Annotated in this window: 16 protein-coding genes and 1 tRNA gene; 7 read left to right on the forward strand and 10 right to left on the reverse strand. The window is 44.4% G+C overall.

Features of this window, described 5'->3' with window-relative positions:
• Positions 1-82 precede the first annotated feature (82 nt).
• Both QE390_RS08450 and QE390_RS08455 read left to right on the forward strand, forming a co-directional pair.
• Entirely contained in the window at positions 83-292 is a 210-nt protein-coding gene (locus QE390_RS08450; protein WP_307141820.1) for a hypothetical protein, read from the forward strand.
• A gap of 88 nt (positions 293-380) precedes the next feature.
• Positions 381-599 (forward strand): hypothetical protein, encoded by a 219-nt coding sequence (locus QE390_RS08455; protein ID WP_307141821.1) that lies wholly within the window; start codon positions 381-383, stop codon positions 597-599.
• 47 nt (positions 600-646) lie between these two features.
• Here the strand turns inward: QE390_RS08455 and QE390_RS08460 are convergent, their stop codons facing one another.
• Entirely contained in the window at positions 647-943 is a 297-nt protein-coding gene (locus QE390_RS08460) for a KilA-N domain-containing protein (RefSeq protein ID WP_307141822.1), read from the reverse strand.
• A gap of 50 nt (positions 944-993) precedes the next feature.
• Between QE390_RS08460 and QE390_RS08465 the strand changes: the two genes are divergently transcribed.
• Positions 994-1,491: a hypothetical protein gene (locus tag QE390_RS08465; RefSeq protein WP_307141823.1), complete on the forward strand. Its 498-nt coding sequence runs from the start codon at positions 994-996 to the stop codon at positions 1,489-1,491.
• A gap of 424 nt (positions 1,492-1,915) precedes the next feature.
• On the opposite strand, the gene QE390_RS08470 is transcribed toward QE390_RS08465, so the two are convergent.
• From QE390_RS08470 to QE390_RS08485, 4 genes are all read right to left on the reverse strand, one after another.
• Positions 1,916-1,989, reverse strand: a tRNA-Asn gene (locus QE390_RS08470).
• Between the two features lie 68 nt (positions 1,990-2,057).
• Positions 2,058-2,459 (reverse strand): PH domain-containing protein, encoded by a 402-nt coding sequence (locus tag QE390_RS08475; RefSeq protein WP_106636625.1) that lies wholly within the window; start codon positions 2,457-2,459, stop codon positions 2,058-2,060.
• A 91-nt stretch (positions 2,460-2,550) separates the two neighbouring features.
• The gene (gene rsmG, locus QE390_RS08480; RefSeq protein ID WP_307141824.1) at positions 2,551-3,174 is read right to left on the reverse strand and encodes a 16S rRNA (guanine(527)-N(7))-methyltransferase RsmG; all 624 of its coding nucleotides are present in this window, start codon (positions 3,172-3,174) and stop codon (positions 2,551-2,553) included.
• 25 nt (positions 3,175-3,199) lie between these two features.
• The gene (locus QE390_RS08485) at positions 3,200-4,318 is read right to left on the reverse strand and encodes a glycosyltransferase (RefSeq protein ID WP_307141825.1); all 1,119 of its coding nucleotides are present in this window, start codon (positions 4,316-4,318) and stop codon (positions 3,200-3,202) included.
• Between the two features lie 112 nt (positions 4,319-4,430).
• Here QE390_RS08485 and tgt point away from each other — a divergent pair, with 112 nt between their 5' ends.
• Positions 4,431-5,564, forward strand: a complete 1,134-nt coding sequence (gene tgt, locus QE390_RS08490; protein WP_307141826.1) for a tRNA guanosine(34) transglycosylase Tgt — start codon at positions 4,431-4,433, stop codon at positions 5,562-5,564.
• A gap of 189 nt (positions 5,565-5,753) precedes the next feature.
• Entirely contained in the window at positions 5,754-7,235 is a 1,482-nt protein-coding gene (locus tag QE390_RS08495; protein ID WP_307141827.1) for an OmpA family protein, read from the forward strand.
• 103 nt (positions 7,236-7,338) lie between these two features.
• On the opposite strand, the gene serS is transcribed toward QE390_RS08495, so the two are convergent.
• From serS to QE390_RS08520, 5 genes are all read right to left on the reverse strand, one after another.
• A complete protein-coding gene (serS, locus tag QE390_RS08500) occupies positions 7,339-8,607 on the reverse strand; it encodes a serine--tRNA ligase (protein ID WP_307141828.1) in 1,269 nt (422 codons plus the stop codon).
• 114 nt (positions 8,608-8,721) lie between these two features.
• Positions 8,722-10,080: an aspartate kinase gene (locus QE390_RS08505; protein WP_307141829.1), complete on the reverse strand. Its 1,359-nt coding sequence runs from the start codon at positions 10,078-10,080 to the stop codon at positions 8,722-8,724.
• A 154-nt stretch (positions 10,081-10,234) separates the two neighbouring features.
• Positions 10,235-10,717 (reverse strand): 6,7-dimethyl-8-ribityllumazine synthase, encoded by a 483-nt coding sequence (gene ribH, locus QE390_RS08510; RefSeq protein WP_106636630.1) that lies wholly within the window; start codon positions 10,715-10,717, stop codon positions 10,235-10,237.
• Between the two features lie 91 nt (positions 10,718-10,808).
• Positions 10,809-11,501: a tetratricopeptide repeat protein gene (locus QE390_RS08515; protein WP_106636631.1), complete on the reverse strand. Its 693-nt coding sequence runs from the start codon at positions 11,499-11,501 to the stop codon at positions 10,809-10,811.
• A 430-nt stretch (positions 11,502-11,931) separates the two neighbouring features.
• Complete coding sequence (locus tag QE390_RS08520) at positions 11,932-13,353, reverse strand: arginine decarboxylase (RefSeq protein WP_307141830.1); 1,422 nt, start codon at positions 13,351-13,353, stop codon at positions 11,932-11,934.
• A gap of 258 nt (positions 13,354-13,611) precedes the next feature.
• Here QE390_RS08520 and murC point away from each other — a divergent pair, with 258 nt between their 5' ends.
• Together murC and QE390_RS08530 are read left to right on the forward strand one after the other, a co-directional pair.
• Positions 13,612-15,003, forward strand: coding sequence for a UDP-N-acetylmuramate--L-alanine ligase (murC, locus tag QE390_RS08525; protein ID WP_307141831.1), 1,392 nt, complete (start codon positions 13,612-13,614; stop codon positions 15,001-15,003).
• Positions 15,004-15,393: 390 nt separating this feature from the next.
• Positions 15,394-15,837: a carboxypeptidase regulatory-like domain-containing protein gene (locus tag QE390_RS08530; protein ID WP_157830315.1), complete on the forward strand. Its 444-nt coding sequence runs from the start codon at positions 15,394-15,396 to the stop codon at positions 15,835-15,837.
• Positions 15,838-15,886 lie beyond the last annotated feature (49 nt).

Raw genomic sequence — 15,886 nt, forward strand, 5'->3', positions numbered from 1 at the left:
ATTAACTGTTAATCAGATATTTATTTAAAAAATAATTATCATTTTACTTGTATAATATTATACAAAAGATGATATTTGAACCATGAAAGCATTCAGTACTATTCAGGAAGCATTTGACTTTTGGTTAGAAAACATTTATCCGTCTTTGCCACCCGATGTAAAAAAGGGTAAGCTAACAACCGCTTGGCGTAACTATAAACACCATGGAAGCCTATCGGAAACTCGAATGCGTGAGATTTTAATTGAACAAGGGACTTTTAAAATTAAAACCACTATCGTATACGAACCTTAAACTTTCTTACTTCTTTAGGGACATTCTCAGTCTCTTTTTTTACTTAATTATTGTATAAAATTATACAAAACCAAACCAATCAATCGCTATGAACACGAACAACACCAACACCCAATCAAAAGAAAATGAAGCAAAACACCTGAAAGACGTTTTTGGAGGCCAATTACCCGAGATTGCCGACGATCTGTCAATGCTTCTGACCATGGCCGTAGGTTCGGAGGCGTTTACGGAAGCTCATGCCTCCGAACGCATTGATTTGACCTTTCGGACGCTGGAATTAATTAAAACGTTCCGAGCAGCCAGTTAGCTGAATCTTTTCCGTACAAGCCAGATAAACACTCCTCTTCGGGGTGTTTATTTCTTTTGGTCATTACACCAGATCGCAAAGGCAGGAGATAGCCAGCGGGCGAATTCTAAGGCTACGTCTTCGTGCATCCAGGTACCCGGATTACTACCGCCGTTGATTGTTTTTATTAAAGTGTCACTGTGTAAATTTCTCACAGTGGCTGGTTCGTTACCACTACCAGAAAATCTGGTAGTGGTGTTTTCCGTACGGGGAATTCCCCGTACGCAAGCAAGTTCTTGTAGAAATGCCTTAGTTGATGGTAGTGCAGACCAATCGTTTGGACGTTTCCCGAAAGGCTTTGCCATCTCTGTAGGTTTGACCACAGACTTATTTTAACATTTCATCATTAAAAATTATGAAACAAGAGCAGCAATCCGATGCTTCAAAACTAGAAAGAGCTCTGAGTCTTTCTAATCTAGCAATATTTACTATTGAACTTCAGCATAGACGGTTACAAACCGCTGAAGCAGAAGACGAAGAATTTATCTTCCGTTGGATGTCTGATTTGGAATTTTTGATAATAGCTCTCATCCGTCTGCAAAAGGCCGCATTTATAGCCGCTAGTGTTCCGTCTGTTAAGAAAAAGATCAATCGTGCTATTGCTGAGTTTAATCAGTCCTTACCTGATTTAAAGAAAATGCGTGATGTAATCGCCCATATAGATGACTACGCTCTCAATAAAGAACGCCGTACCCACAATGTTGGAAGAACAGAACTTCAGGTAGGCCAATGGAATGGCTCTATTTATAAATGGATTGGAGGCGAGCTTGACGTTGATAAAGCTGTAATAGAAGCTATAAAATTATTTAAAACAGTTTGTGAAGTACATGATGGCTATCCATCACCATCATAATCGCTACAATTAAAGTAGCTTTAAGCTTAATATAACCTGTAATATTTTAGAAAGTAGGCTTCATTCTGCACTGAAAGTGCAAAATCAAATCCCGTTTTGCACTGTTTTACTCTCCATTTTGCACTGTTTTTTTGACGTAAATAAATGGTAAAACTTTAATAATCAGATACTTATATTCTATATATATTACTTAAAGTGCAAAAAGTGCAAAATAAATATATATTATTATAGATTTTTTTAGGGAGTATAGGGAATAAAGCTCGCAGAAGAAAAAAGTAATTAATAATAAAAACGTTTTGCACTTTATGCACTTTGGGGCTTTTGAAGGGCTTGAGCAGACCATACATGAAAGATGTTGGCGAGTTTGCTGGCGAGTTAAAAGAAAAAGCCACTTACGAATGAACGTAAGTGGCTGACTACTAGGCTCCCGAAGCTGGGCTCGAACCAGCGACCCTCTGATTAACAGTCAGATGCTCTAACCGACTGAGCTATTCGGGATTGCGTTGAAAGCGAGTGCAAAACTAAGGCATCAAACAGCCTAACGCAAGTGTTTTGTAATATTTTTTTTAATTAAATGATCCGCGAGTTTGGGTGTACTGATCGTACTGCTCCTGGTATTTTCTTCTAAAGCCCAGAGGATCAGAGATTCGCTTATACACTTGACTCGTTTCTCCCGTTCCGTGAATGGAGATCGTTCCGAAGCCAAACATACGGCCCCAAACGCTTTGTTCCACCTGAATGCTCTCTACCTTATTTAGATTGAGCTCAACCGTGTCCCGTGAAATGAATCCGGTTTTCACGACCAGTCGCTTGTTGGTAATAACAAATTCATCGGACGATCGTTTGATCCAGGCGGCAATCGTCAGTGTAAATAGCGAAGCCCAGGTGAAAAAGATGGTCCAATGATACGTGGTTTCAAAAACGACGTGTTCGTCTTTGATAAGATGGTTATTAACGTAGCTACCCATAAGTGTTTTATCGTTGCAGTAATGAGGAAAATGCCTAGCAAAAATAAGCCTTCCGCACGTCTCTCGTCATTCTCTCTCTAAAAATGTGCCACTAAAAAGGGACATGGACTACTTTTTTCGTTTCAAAGAACTCTTCAGTAAAATAATCCGAGAGTTCGTAGACTTTTGTCTTTCTTCCAAGCTCTTTAAGTTCCTCTTCTAAATCCCCGCCTTTTAGGTAAAGAATGCCGTTTTTAAGGTCGTTAAACTGATTTTTGTGAACCTTGGTCTTCACCCAGCTGTAAAAGGGCGTCAGACGCGTTACGGCTCGGCTTACTACAAAATCGTAGGCCTCGGCTGTTACCAACTCTGCACGCTTTTGTTCAGCCCGCACATTTGTAAGTCCTAAGCCTTTCGCGACTTCCTGTACAACCCGAATTTTCTTGCCAATGCTATCTACTAAATGAAATTGGCATTCAGGGAATAAAATGGCCAGCGGAATGCCGGGAAAGCCACCACCTGTGCCCACGTCCAGAATTTCGGTCATGGGTTTAAACTGCATCACCTTCGCAATGCCCAGCGAATGCAGCACATGACGTTCGTAGAGGTTATCTACATCCTGACGGGAAATCACGTTAACCTGTTCGTTGAGGGTGCGATATAACTCGCCGAGTTTACTGAATTGTTCTTCCTGCGTGGGAGTCAGGTCGGGAAAATATTTTTTAATAATGTCCATCGAGTATTGAATTTAATGTTTGGGTTTACCGCCAGCTCATTTTTTTACTGGGAAAGGCTGATACCACCGCCATACTGAGTAAATACAGCGTTAATGTTAAATCGAAAATTGGGAACTGATAGCCGGGAATGGGATGTGCCAGCTTCCGGCTGGCTTTGTACCAGATGATCCAGGTCATAAAAAAACGGACGAGAAAAATGCCGATACTCCAGCCCATCCATTCGTAAGGGTTTGTGGTGACCGAATACCAAAGAATGCCCCACAAAAATAGCCAGCTTGTTACGTGTGAGGCCGCTAGCAGCCCTAATAAAAACTGATCTTTTTTCCGGTAATAGCTGCCCACCGAAACGTGCCGCCGTTTTTGATGCCACCATTCGGCCCAGGTAACTTTGGGAACGGAATACATCAGGCTTTCGGGATGCAGGCAAACGGCTGTATTAGCAGCGTTCGCAACTTTGTTAATGAATAAATCGTCGTCGCCGCCCAGAATGTGCATGAATTCCTGTAGTCCGTTTTGATGAAGAAACAGTGATTTGCGGTATAGCAGATTTCTTCCCACTCCCATGTACGGATTACCGACCAAAGCAAAGGAAATATATTGCAATGCCGTATAAAACGTTTCAAACTGGATAAAGGCGTTTACGGATGAATCCTTTCTGAAATAAGGCGAAACCCCTAATACAATATCTTTAGTGGGGCTTAGCTGAGCCACCATGCGTTGAATCCAGCGGCTGGAATGAGGGCGACAGTCGGCGTCGGTCAGTAAGATGACTTCGTACTGAGCCGCATCAATTCCCTGTGTGAGAGCGAATTTTTTGGAAGAAACGCCTAAGGGCGTTTCTAAAATGGGAATCACTTTTAACCGGGAATAGTGCTGAAGAGCTTCTTGCAAAAAAGTTGAACTTCCATCGGTCGATTTATCGTTGACAATAATGATTTCAAATGTTTCGTACTCTTGTTTTTCGAGTAAAGGAATTAACTCCCGAAGGTTTTGCAGCTCATTCCAGGCACAGACGATCACCGAAACTCCCGGAAGTAGTTGGGGAGTAGACGAGGGTACCGAAACGAAAGCCGTTCGGACAAATACCAATAGATACAGAAGCTGAATACCGCAGACGATACTTAGCAGAAGGAATTCAGTCACGACAGGGTTTGAAATTCAGGCCGCAAAAATAAGCGTTTGTTGCTGAAATATAGGCGTTCTGACCTGCGACCCCTCGATTGTCCTTACCTTTGCAATCTTTTAGAAGAGAACCATGCAATTTGATTTAATAAAACAGGACGCCCAGAGTAAAGCCAGAGCCGGGCGTATCCAGACCGATCATGGAGTGATTGAAACTCCAATTTTTATGCCCGTAGGAACGGTTGCCTCCGTAAAGGCCGTACACCAGCGGGAGTTGAAAGAAGACATTAATGCTCAGATTATTCTGGGAAATACGTACCATTTGTACCTGCGTCCGGGACTTGATATTCTGGAAAAAGCCGGAGGTTTACACAAATTTAACGGCTGGGATCGCCCGATCCTGACGGATTCAGGCGGTTTCCAGGTTTACTCGCTGGCGGGTACAGGTCGTAAGATCGATGAAACGGGCGTAAAGTTCCGCTCGCATATTGATGGCTCAACGCACACCTTTACGCCCGAAGGTGTCATGGACATTCAGCGAACCATTGGGGCTGATTTTGTGATGGCTTTTGATGAATGTACGCCTTATCCCTGCGATTATGGCTATGCCCGTCGTTCAATGGAAATGACCCACCGCTGGTTACAACGTTGCTGCGACCGATTCGACGCCACTGAGCCAAAATATGGCCACTCGCAGTCACTTTTTCCGATAGTACAGGGGAGTACCTATCCAGATTTACGTCGTCAGTCGGCTGAATTCATCGCGTCGATGGGTCGGGAAGGAAATGCCATTGGCGGACTTTCTGTAGGCGAACCCGCCGAGGATATGTACGAAATGACGGATCTGGTTTGCTCGATTCTTCCTTACGATAAACCTCGTTATTTAATGGGAGTAGGCACGCCTGCTAACATTCTTGAAAGCATTGCTCTGGGCGTGGACATGTTCGATTGTGTATTGCCTACCCGGAATGCCCGGCATGGAATTTTGTACACCACGCAAGGTATTATCAACATTAAAAACGAAAAATGGAAAGATGATTTTTCGCCAGTTGATGAATTTTTAGGAGGGTATGTAAGTACTTTTTATAGTAAAGCTTACCTGCGTCATTTATTTAAATCTGAAGAATTACTCGGCCCACAAATTGCGAGTGTTCACAATCTAACCTTTTATTTGTGGTTAGTTAAAGAAGCTCGTCAGCAAATCCTGAATGGCACTTACGGCACCTGGAAAGATCAAATGATTAGACAGGTCATGCATCGATTATAGGAAAATCTCCGAAAATCTTTGCGGTCGTCCAAACAGGAAGTTTTTTTTCGTCGTATATCTGAAACCTGGGATTCTGCTTCGCATACAAATAGGGTTTATGCATGAATTAACCTCTATTTTTGTGCAACCTGTTTCCAACTGTCAACCTGGGAATTGAATTTCAATTCCAGTCCCTTTAAAAAAGAGCTTATGAGAATTGTACGCTGTCTGTCTTTTTTAGTACTCGCAGGAATGATGGCCGGAAAAGCCGGTGCTCAAACCAAACCCTATCAGCCTAACGCATTATATGAAGGTCCTAATGCCTTAAATACCTGGTCGATTTCGGTTCGGGGTGGGTCACCTCAGTTTCTGGGAGATTTACGGGAGTACGATTTCTGGCCCGCTCCTCATCCCAAAGAATATGCTCCTGCTTCTGAGCGTGGAGCTATTGGTTTTGGGCTGGATGTGAACAAACAACTTTCCCACTTATTCGGAGCCAGCCTGAAGCTCGACGCCGGTAACCTTCGGGGAGCAAAGAGCCGCATTTATAACTCTTATTTTCGGGCGGAATATTATCAGGCTGCTCTGGTAGGAAGTACAAACCTGAAAAGCTTACTATTTGGCCCTAGAAAGCTGAACCGCTGGAAATTTGATTTACACGCGGGCGTTGGGGTCATATTTTTTAACTCTACGGCCTATGAAATTGGAACGGGTCGCGTAAAACGCAAGTCAAACATTACGCAGGAGTTTGTCAATGAAAGCGGCATTACGGGTCTTCAGGTTTCTTCCCGGAAAATGACTCGTGAAGTAGTTTTCCCCGTAGGACTGGCGATTCAGTATGAGTTATCTCCCCGTTTTGACATTGGTCTGGACATGGTGCTGAATAACGTGAATACTGAAAAACTGGATGCAACCGTAGGGGGTGATAACTCCAGCATGTATGATTTCGGTGGTAACCGGGGCGATATCAGCGATTACAAACGCGGTAATTCAGCCCTTGATAAATACGTAACGCCTTACATTTCTGTGACTTACAAGTTTGGTAAAAATGCAATCAAAGTAGGTCGGGATAAAACCTGGGACGCTTCGAAAGGAACCTATAACCTACGTTATACCGATCCTCGTTTGTTGTACGTACCAGAAAAAATCCTATCCATGTCTGAGATTGATTCGATTGCAAAAGCGAACCGTCCGAAAGATATTGATCCTCGTTTATTACTGGATTCGGATAACGATGGCGTTTCTGATTACTTCGACAAACAACCAGAAACACCTGCCGGAAGCATTGTTTCTGGAGCTGGGGTAGCCATTGATTTTGAACAGGTAGTGAACTCAATCATTCCGGGTCAGGCTTGTCTGGAAGTGTTTGCGAACATTAACTTTGAAACCAATCAAAGCACGATTAAGCCCGAATACGAAGAAATGCTGTCGCGGATTGTTGAGTTACTGAACCGTACCAACTGCCGTCTGCAATTAACGGGTCACGCCGACCGTCGCTCTTCGGATCGTCATAATATTGCTCTTTCTGAACGCCGCGTACAGGCCGTGAAGAAATATCTGGTGAACGCCGGGGTAACGAACCCCAGCCGAATCCTGACGGAAGCCTACGGCTCTTTCAAACCCATCGGAGATAACACTTCGAAAGCAGGCCAGGAGAAAAACCGTCGCGTAGAGTTGCGATTCCTGCCTTAAGTTTAGTAAATGCCCGAGCACAAAAAAAGGAAGCCTTTTGGCTTCCTTTTTTTGTGCTCGGGTCTTCCGTCATCGCAATCGCGGACGAATAAATTTTACTCTTTTAGATTTTGTCGAATCCACAATAAGGCACCAGCACTTTTGGAATGTTGATACCTTCAGGCGTCTGATTGTTCTCCAGTAAAGCCGCCAGGATACGCGGTAAAGCCAGAGCAGAGCCATTCAGCGTGTGCAGTAACTGGGTTTTACCATCAACCTTATACCGAAGCTTCAGACGGTTCGCCTGATAATTTTCGAAGTTAGAAACAGAGCTACATTCCAGCCACCGCTGTTGAGCCGCAGACCATACTTCAAAATCGTACGTTAAAGCAGACGTAAAGCTCATATCGCCGCCGCACAGACGGATGATACGGAAGGGTAACTCCAGTTTCTGTAATAACCCTTTCACGTGTTCTACCATCTCTTCTAGAGCCTGATAGGAGTTCTCGGGCTTCTGAATCTGAACCAGTTCTACTTTATCAAACTGATGCAAACGGTTCAGACCCCGCACGTGAGCACCCCAACTACCTGCTTCCCGACGGAAACAAGGCGTATAGGCCGTATGCTTAATCGGTAAATCCTGATCCGCTACGATAACATCACGGTAAATATTCGTTACCGGAACTTCCGCCGTTGGAATCAGGTATAAATCATCTTCGCTGGCGTAATACATCTGGCCTTCTTTGTCGGGTAATTGTCCCGTGCCAAAGCCAGAATCTTTATTGATCAGAATTGGTGGCTGAATTTCCATGTAACCGGCCTCTACGGCTTCGTTCAGGAAGAAGTTAATCATCGCCCGTTGCAGACGAGCCGCTTTGCCTTTATACACCGGAAAACCCGCACCCGTGATTTTGTTTCCTAGTTCAAAATCAATGATGTCGTATTTTTTAATTAATTCCCAGTGAGGCTGAGCGTCTTCGGCCAGCGTGGGTTTGTCGCCCCACAGGTAGATTTCTACGTTTTCCTCGGGCGTACGTCCTTCTGGAACGCTTTCGTGGGGAAGGTTAGGAAGTTTTACCAATTCGTCCTGTAAAACAGATTCGATCTGACGAAGCTGCTCTTCCAATTCCTTGGAACGGCTTTTCAGTAAAGCGGTTTCGGCTTTGGCAGTATCGGCTTCCTCTTTTTTGCCTTCTTTCATTAAGCCGCCAATTTGTTTGGCCAGGGCGTTAGACTGAGCCAGCGTCGTGTCGAGCTCGACCTGCGTTTCGCGGCGTTTCTGATCCAGTGTCAGCAATTGTTCGATGGCCTCTTCGGGTTGTTTGAAGTATTTCTTCTTTAAACCGGCCAGCGTTAATTCTTTATTTTCCCGGATGAAGTTGAGTTGTAGCATGGGTAATCAGGGCTTTTGAAAGCCAGCTAATGAGTCGTCAGATAGAAAAAGAACGCGGATTTCTTCTGATACAGTCGAGAATCCGCGTTCAAAAATAGCTTCTCGTTATAGAAATCAGGGAGCTGTGAAAATGTCTTTCATGGTGTCTTCGTAGTGGAACAGACGCTCATTCAAGGCATTCAAGGCTTCGTTTTTGGCAGAACCATCCACTAAAATGGAAATGTTATGCTCCGAACCACCGTACGAAATCATCCGAATCGGAATATTTTTCATTGCGTCGAGTACTTTCAGAGCTACGCCTTTTTTATCAGCGGAGAAATTACCTACAATACAGATAATCGTCTGATTGTAATCGTGGTCTTCCAGATCGGCAAACTGCTTCAGTTCAGCCGTGATTTTCTCCAGGTTTTCTGGATTATCAATGGTAACCGAGACGGATACTTCCGAAGTAGTTATCATATCCACGGGTGTTTTGTACTTTTCAAACACCTCGAATACGCGACGCAAAAAGCCGTAGGCATTCAGCATACGCGTCGAGTGAATATAAATAGCCGTGATACCATCTTTGGCCGCGATAGCCTTGATTTCCCGTTCGCTCGATTTCGTCGCAATCAGTGTACCAAAAGCTTCAGGTTCCATCGTATTCTTCAGACGCACGGGTACGCCGCGTAATTTAGCGGGAGTAATCGTGCTGGGGTGAAGAATTTTCGCTCCGAAATACGCCAGTTCAGCGGCTTCCTCGAAGGTTAACTCACGAATCGGGAAGGTTTTCTTCACGATGCGGGGGTCGTTATTGTGCATGCCATCGATGTCCGTCCAGATCTGAATTTCTTCCGCCCGAATGGCTCCACCGATTAGTGATGCAGTATAGTCCGAACCGCCACGTTTGAGGTTATCCACCTCGCCGCGGGGATTCCGGCAGATGAAGCCCTGAGTAATGATGATTTGCTTGTCTTCGTGCTGCTCCAGCATCTGACCCAGGGTTTCTTCCGTGAACGAAAGAACGGGTTCATTGTCGGCATCAATCAGCATGAAGTCCAGAGCGGGGAATAAGACCGAGCTTTCTCCCTGCTCCCGCAGATAGGCTTCAAACATCTGCGTAGACAGAATTTCTCCTTCAGCTACGAGCTCTTTTTCCTGCTTAAGTGTAAAAGGACGAATAGAGGTTACAGACTGAATAAACGAAAACTCTTTCTCTACGATTTGCTGTCCTTCTGCCAGTCCTTCGGACGTTTGATACAGCTCGGGTAGGAAAGCATCATAATGGGCCCGTAACTCGGCAATTTTCTGGGTAAGTTCTTCATCATTACCTGCTTTCGCTAACTCACCCATGGCAAGCAGGGCATTCGTAGAGCCGGATAACGCGGAGAGAACAACAATTTTTTTGCCGCTGTCGGCGGTAATCAGGTTTCGAATGGAGTGCATCCGCTCGGGTTTCCCAACGGAAGTACCACCAAATTTCCAGACTTGCATGAGAAGGATGGTATTGATTAAAGTTTGAATATGTAGAGAGGTTTGAGGGCGTTTGAAAGTTTAAGAAGGTTTGAATAAGTTTGACGGGTACAGGGCATTTACCTAGCCTTCTCAAACTTTCAAACGGTATTAAACTTCAAACCAGACTCAAACGCTAAAAAGAAACACCTAACATTTTAATGGCGGTAATGGCGGCTTCGTCGCCTTTGTTACCGTGAATGCCACCCGCACGATCCAGAGCCTGCTGCTGGGTGTTGGGCGTTAGTACCCCGAAAATTACGGGTTTATTATACTGTAAACTTACGTTGGTAAGCCCCTGAGCTACGGCGTGATTGATGTAGTCATTATGCTTGGTTTCACCCTGAATAACGCAGCCAATGCAAATAACCGCATCGATGTGCGAAGCCTGAGCCGCCAGAGCTGCTCCGAAGCTTAACTCATAACTGCCCGGAACGCTGCGTACGTGAATGAACTCTTCGTTGGCTCCGTATTTCACCAGCGTTTCGTAGGCTCCGGTAAAAAGGGGACCAGTAACTTCGCTGTTCCATTCTGCTACGATGATAGCAAAGTGTTTTTCAGAAATATCAGGAAGGTTTTCAGTGCTGAAAACGCTTAGGTTTTTAAGTGCAGAAGCCATGATTTAGCTACAGACGAACTACGATGAAACAAAAAAAGGGATGTGACCGTGTGGCCTCATCCCTTTCATTTTTAGTGCTTTAAGCCCTAAACTACTCGGAAGCTGGCCCTTCAAGAATGGCCTTGTATTTCTTTGCAGATACATACTCAGCCGATTGAGGGTATTCCTCAATAATCTTGGAGTACGAATCGATGGCTTCCTTGTTTTGCTTGGCTACTTCGTAAGCCGTAGCCAGCTTCAACAGGTACGTAGGGGTAAAGAATTTATTGGGTTTGTAATCAACCGCTTTTTTGTAGTAGCTGATTGCATTTTCAGTATCTTTTTTCTCCAGATAAGCATCACCAATCAGGGCGTAGGCACGAGCCTGCACCAATAAATCATTGCTGCTGAAATCTTTCAAATGCTCGATGGCATCGTCAAACTTACCCTGCTTCAATAAAGCAACACCAGCGTAGAAGTTCGCCAGTTTCCCTGATTTCGTAGAACCGTATTCATCGGCAATAGAAACCAGTCCTTCAACGCCAGGGCCTCCTTTCAGAGCTTTGTTGAGAGAATCAGCTTCAAATTCGTTTACTGCCGGAAACAATGCCGCAGAAGCGTCTGCGTTTTGAGAATCCTGCCAGGCCTGGTAGCCAAAGAAACCTGCTACAACGATAATCGCCGCAGCAATGATGCCGTATACAACTTTCTGATTTTTATCAAAAAAAGACTGGGCTTTTCCGAACTCGCCCGCTAATCCTTCGGGGCTTTCCAAGAACTCTAAGCCGCTGTTTTTCTTCGCCATTGTTAGGTGCTATTGAAATTGGAACGCAAAAGTAAGCAACCCTAAGGACAGCTCAAACGATTACGCCTAAACTTTTAGGCGTATATCCAAAATAGTTCCAGATTGTTTTAACAAATTAGCGTTTAGTACTTTCCATACTCGTGTTACCATAGGCCGGACAATTGTTTTTCCGTGCACACGAGGCCAGTGATAATACGGCCAAAAGAGCGATCAGGTAAGCAGACTTTTTCATGAATATTTTCGAGTAGTTTTAGTGTCCTCTTTCTTATACCTCAGCAAGTTACCACTTTTTTAACGAAAAAGGGAATAAGTCCTTTTTTCGGACCCATTCCCTTTCCTGGTTGTTTATTTTTCCTGTTCTTCAGCTACAGAAGCTTCCTGCTCATTGATAGCGGCTTCTTCCTGGGCCTGAGCCTGGATATTCGCGGACTCATTCACTCCTTCTTTGGGGTTCGAGCCCATAGCCCAGAATCTGTAACATGCTTTCGTGCGTTTGCTGGGGAGCAAACAGACGAGTGGTGATGTTTCCTTCTTCGTCCAGATCGACAATAACGTGTTTCGGAGCGGGAATCAGGCAGTGCTGAATACCGCCGTAACCGCCCAGAGACTCCTGATACGCTCCCGTATGGAAGAAACCGATGTACTGATCTTCGTTTTCAATGTCAAAGCTCGGTACGTATAAATCCTCCGAATGGGCTTCGGTATTATAGAAATCCTGCGAGTCACAGGTTAATCCGCCGAGGTTTACTTTCTCGTAGGGCAGATCCCAGTTATTGACTGGCAGCATGATGTATTTCTGGCCAATACCCCAGGAATCAGGCAACTGCGTAATGAAGCTGCCGTCAATCATGTACCAAAGCTCGCGGTCGTTCTGCTGCTTTTTGTCGATTACCTTATAAATAACGGCACCACTTTCACCGACGGTATAACTACCAAATTCAGTGAGAATATTGGGAACCGGAACATTATTCTTATTACAAATCCATTGAATGTTTTCAATGATTTCGTCGATCATCGCCTGATAATCGTATTTGAAGAATACTGAAGTCTGGATGGGTAACCCCCCGCCGATATCAATCGAGTCCAGATCAGGGCAAACTTTCTTCATCTCGCAATATTTGAACATAAAGCGAGTCAGCTCCGACCAGTAATAAGCGTTATCCTTGATACCCGAGTTAATGAAGAAGTGAAGCATTTTCAACTTCAGCTTCGGATTTGGCTCAATTTTATTCTTGAACAAATCCATAATATCGGAATAACGAATCCCCAGGCGTGAGGTGTAGAACGAGAAGTTGGGTTCCTCATCCGTCGCAATACGAATCGCCAGGTTAACTGTTTCTGCGTGGGTGTTCTCGATGTAATAATCGATTTCCTTTAAGTTATCTAGTACCGGAATACAGTTAAACCCATCGTTGATCAGGTTGGTAATGTATTTTTGGTATTGAGGTAACTTATAGCCGTTACAGATGATGAATGTATTTTTAGTCAGTTTTTCCTGACGATACAATTCCCGAATAATGGCAATGTCATAAGCCGAAGAAGTTTCCAGGTGGCAGTTATTACTCAGAACTTCTTCGAGAATAAATTGAAAATGTGAAGACTTCGTACAGTAACAATACGTATAACTTCCCTTATAATTGAATTTCTTCATGGCATTACGGAACAGCAAACGAGCGTGTTCAATATGCTCTTCAATTTTGGGTAAGTACGTAAGTTTGAGCGGGGTACCGTACTGACGGATGATATCCATCAGGGGTACGTTGTTGAAGAGGAGCGTGTTTTTCTCGTCAACACCGAACTCCCGGGTTGGGAATTCAAAAGTTTGCTCAATGAGATCAATGTAGTTTTTCATCCTTTGGGACGGAAATACATTTTAAGGGTGAATTTTCGTAAAAAAACTTGTTTTTCGTCGAAAAGGCTGTTGACAACTGAAGTTATCCACTGACCTATTCATAAACGAGCGTGCGAATTTGCACGGAAATTATAACCTTTGCAACCGAAAAACTCCTGCAATAATTGCAGGCTCGGTTATTTTTTTTCTCTGTTTTCTCAATTAATAGTGAGGAGGACGGAAAGCCTGAAAATTAATTTTTTTAAAAGCTGATTTTGAATGACTTCGCCCAACGAAATAATCAAGTCTCAACGCATACATTTTATTGCCATCGGTGGAGCAGCCATGCACAACCTGGCTCTCGTCCTGAACCAGAAGGGAATTACGGTAACGGGTTCAGACGATGAAATTTATGAGCCTTCCAAAACTCGCCTGGATCAGGCGGGTCTGTTGCCCGAACAGATGGGTTGGTTTCCCGAAAAAATTACGCCAGAGCTGGACGCTGTGATTCTCGGCATGCACGCCCGGGCGGATAACCCGGAGCTACTGAAAGCTCAGGAATTAGGCATTCGGGTATTCTCCTATCCTGAATTTGTCTTTGAACAAAGTCGTAATAAACAACGCGTAGTTATTGCAGGAAGTCATGGTAAAACCACGACTACAGCCATCATCCTGCACGTTCTGAAATATTTCAACCGGAAATTTGATTACCTCGTTGGAGCCCGCGTCGCTGGTTTTGACACGATGGTGAAATTATCGGATGACGCTCCGCTGATCGTGATTGAAGGCGATGAATATTTCTCTTCACCCATTGATCGTCAGCCTAAATTCCTGCATTATCATCCCCACATTACCCTGATTTCGGGTATTGCCTGGGATCATATTAATGTCTACCCCGAATTTGAGGCCTACGTACATCAGTTTGAATTATTGGCCGAAAGCTCGCCCAAAGGTGGAATGCTGATCTACGACGATACTGACGATGTGGTGTCCGTGATTTCCAAGAAAGAACGGGCGGATGTACAGCCTTTCGGATACACTGAACACCCCCACGTGATTCGTGAAGGAGTGACTTACTTGTTAAAACCGAATGGTGAAGAAGTGCCACTGAAGATTTTTGGTGGGCACAATATGAAGAACCTGAACGGAGCCAAAACGGTACTCGAGAAAATCGGTATCGAAGACTTTATGTTCTACGAAGCGATTCAGTCTTTTACCGGAGCGGCCAATCGTTTGGAGCGGGCGGGGGAAAATGAATCAACGGCGATTTTCCGTGATTTCGCTCATGCTCCCTCTAAACTGGAAGCGACGGCTAAAGCGGTGAAAAATCAATTCCCTGAACGCAAGCTGGTAGCCGTTGTGGAATTACATACGTTCAGCAGCCTCAATAAATATTTCCTGCCTCAGTATAAAGGTAAATTCAACACGCCCGATGTGGCCGCGGTTTATTACAGTCCGCATACCATTGAGCAGAAGAAATTAACGCCCATTTCGCCAGAAGATATTACTGAAGCCTTTGGTAATCCTAATCTGAAAGTGTTTACGGATAATCAGAAACTACGGGAGTTTTTATTGGCTCAGGAATGGAATAACGCTAATTTATTACTCATGTCCTCCGGTACGTTCGACGGATTGAACCTGCCCGAACTGGCTACGGATATTCTGAAGTAAGTGGTGAGTTTGGGGTTTTGTGTTTAGCGGTATTTGGAGACTAGACTTAGAAATATTCAATAAAATAACCCCATCGGGGTTAAATATGGGTAGCCCCGTATGAAATGCGGGGTTAGGTGGGGAATAAAACCCTGACCGAGTTAATAGACCTGAGTGATTACGAAATAAAACAACCCCATTGGGGTTAAATATGAGTAGCCCCGTGTGCAATGCAGGGTTGCGGAGCGGATAACAAAATCCCTGCCCGGGTGATGATCCACCTGGGCTATTATGAAATTTAACCCTGATAGGGTTGTTTGTTATAATTAGAACTAACTCAAAATACTAAACCCAAAACTTCAAACCCGACAAGCGGATATCGAATGGTGTCCGCTTTTTATCTTTCTGTATATGAGAATGTTAACGATTTTATCCGTACTTTTGTGCCTCGTTTTTCAAAGTGAAGCCCAGAAAACGTCGCTTACTTCGGGAATAGTGGGTCAGGTAACCTGGAAATCAGGTAATCAAATGCCCTCGCCCGATCGGCCCATAAAAGCTGCGAAAGGTATTAAGCGGGAAGTCTGGATTTATGAATTAACACCACAGAGCCAGACTGAGCAACTGGATGGTTTTTACCAACGCATCCGAACCAAACGGGTAGCAAAAGTAGTTACCAATCGCCAGGGCAAATTCAAAGTGAAACTGGCTCCCGGAACGTATTCCATCTTCACCAAAGAACAGCGGGGACTCTGGGCAAACATCTCGGACGGCGACGGTAATGTGTATCCCATTACGGTTGAAGCCGGAAAGTATACGCCGGTGCAGTTTGAGATTAACTACGCAGCCGCATTTTAGACCATTAAAGAAGCAGAACCCCTCGACGAGCCGTTGGGTCTCTTGTCTT

The sequence above is a fragment of the Siphonobacter sp. SORGH_AS_1065 genome (assembly GCF_030818595.1).
Classification (GTDB): domain Bacteria; phylum Bacteroidota; class Bacteroidia; order Cytophagales; family Spirosomataceae; genus Siphonobacter.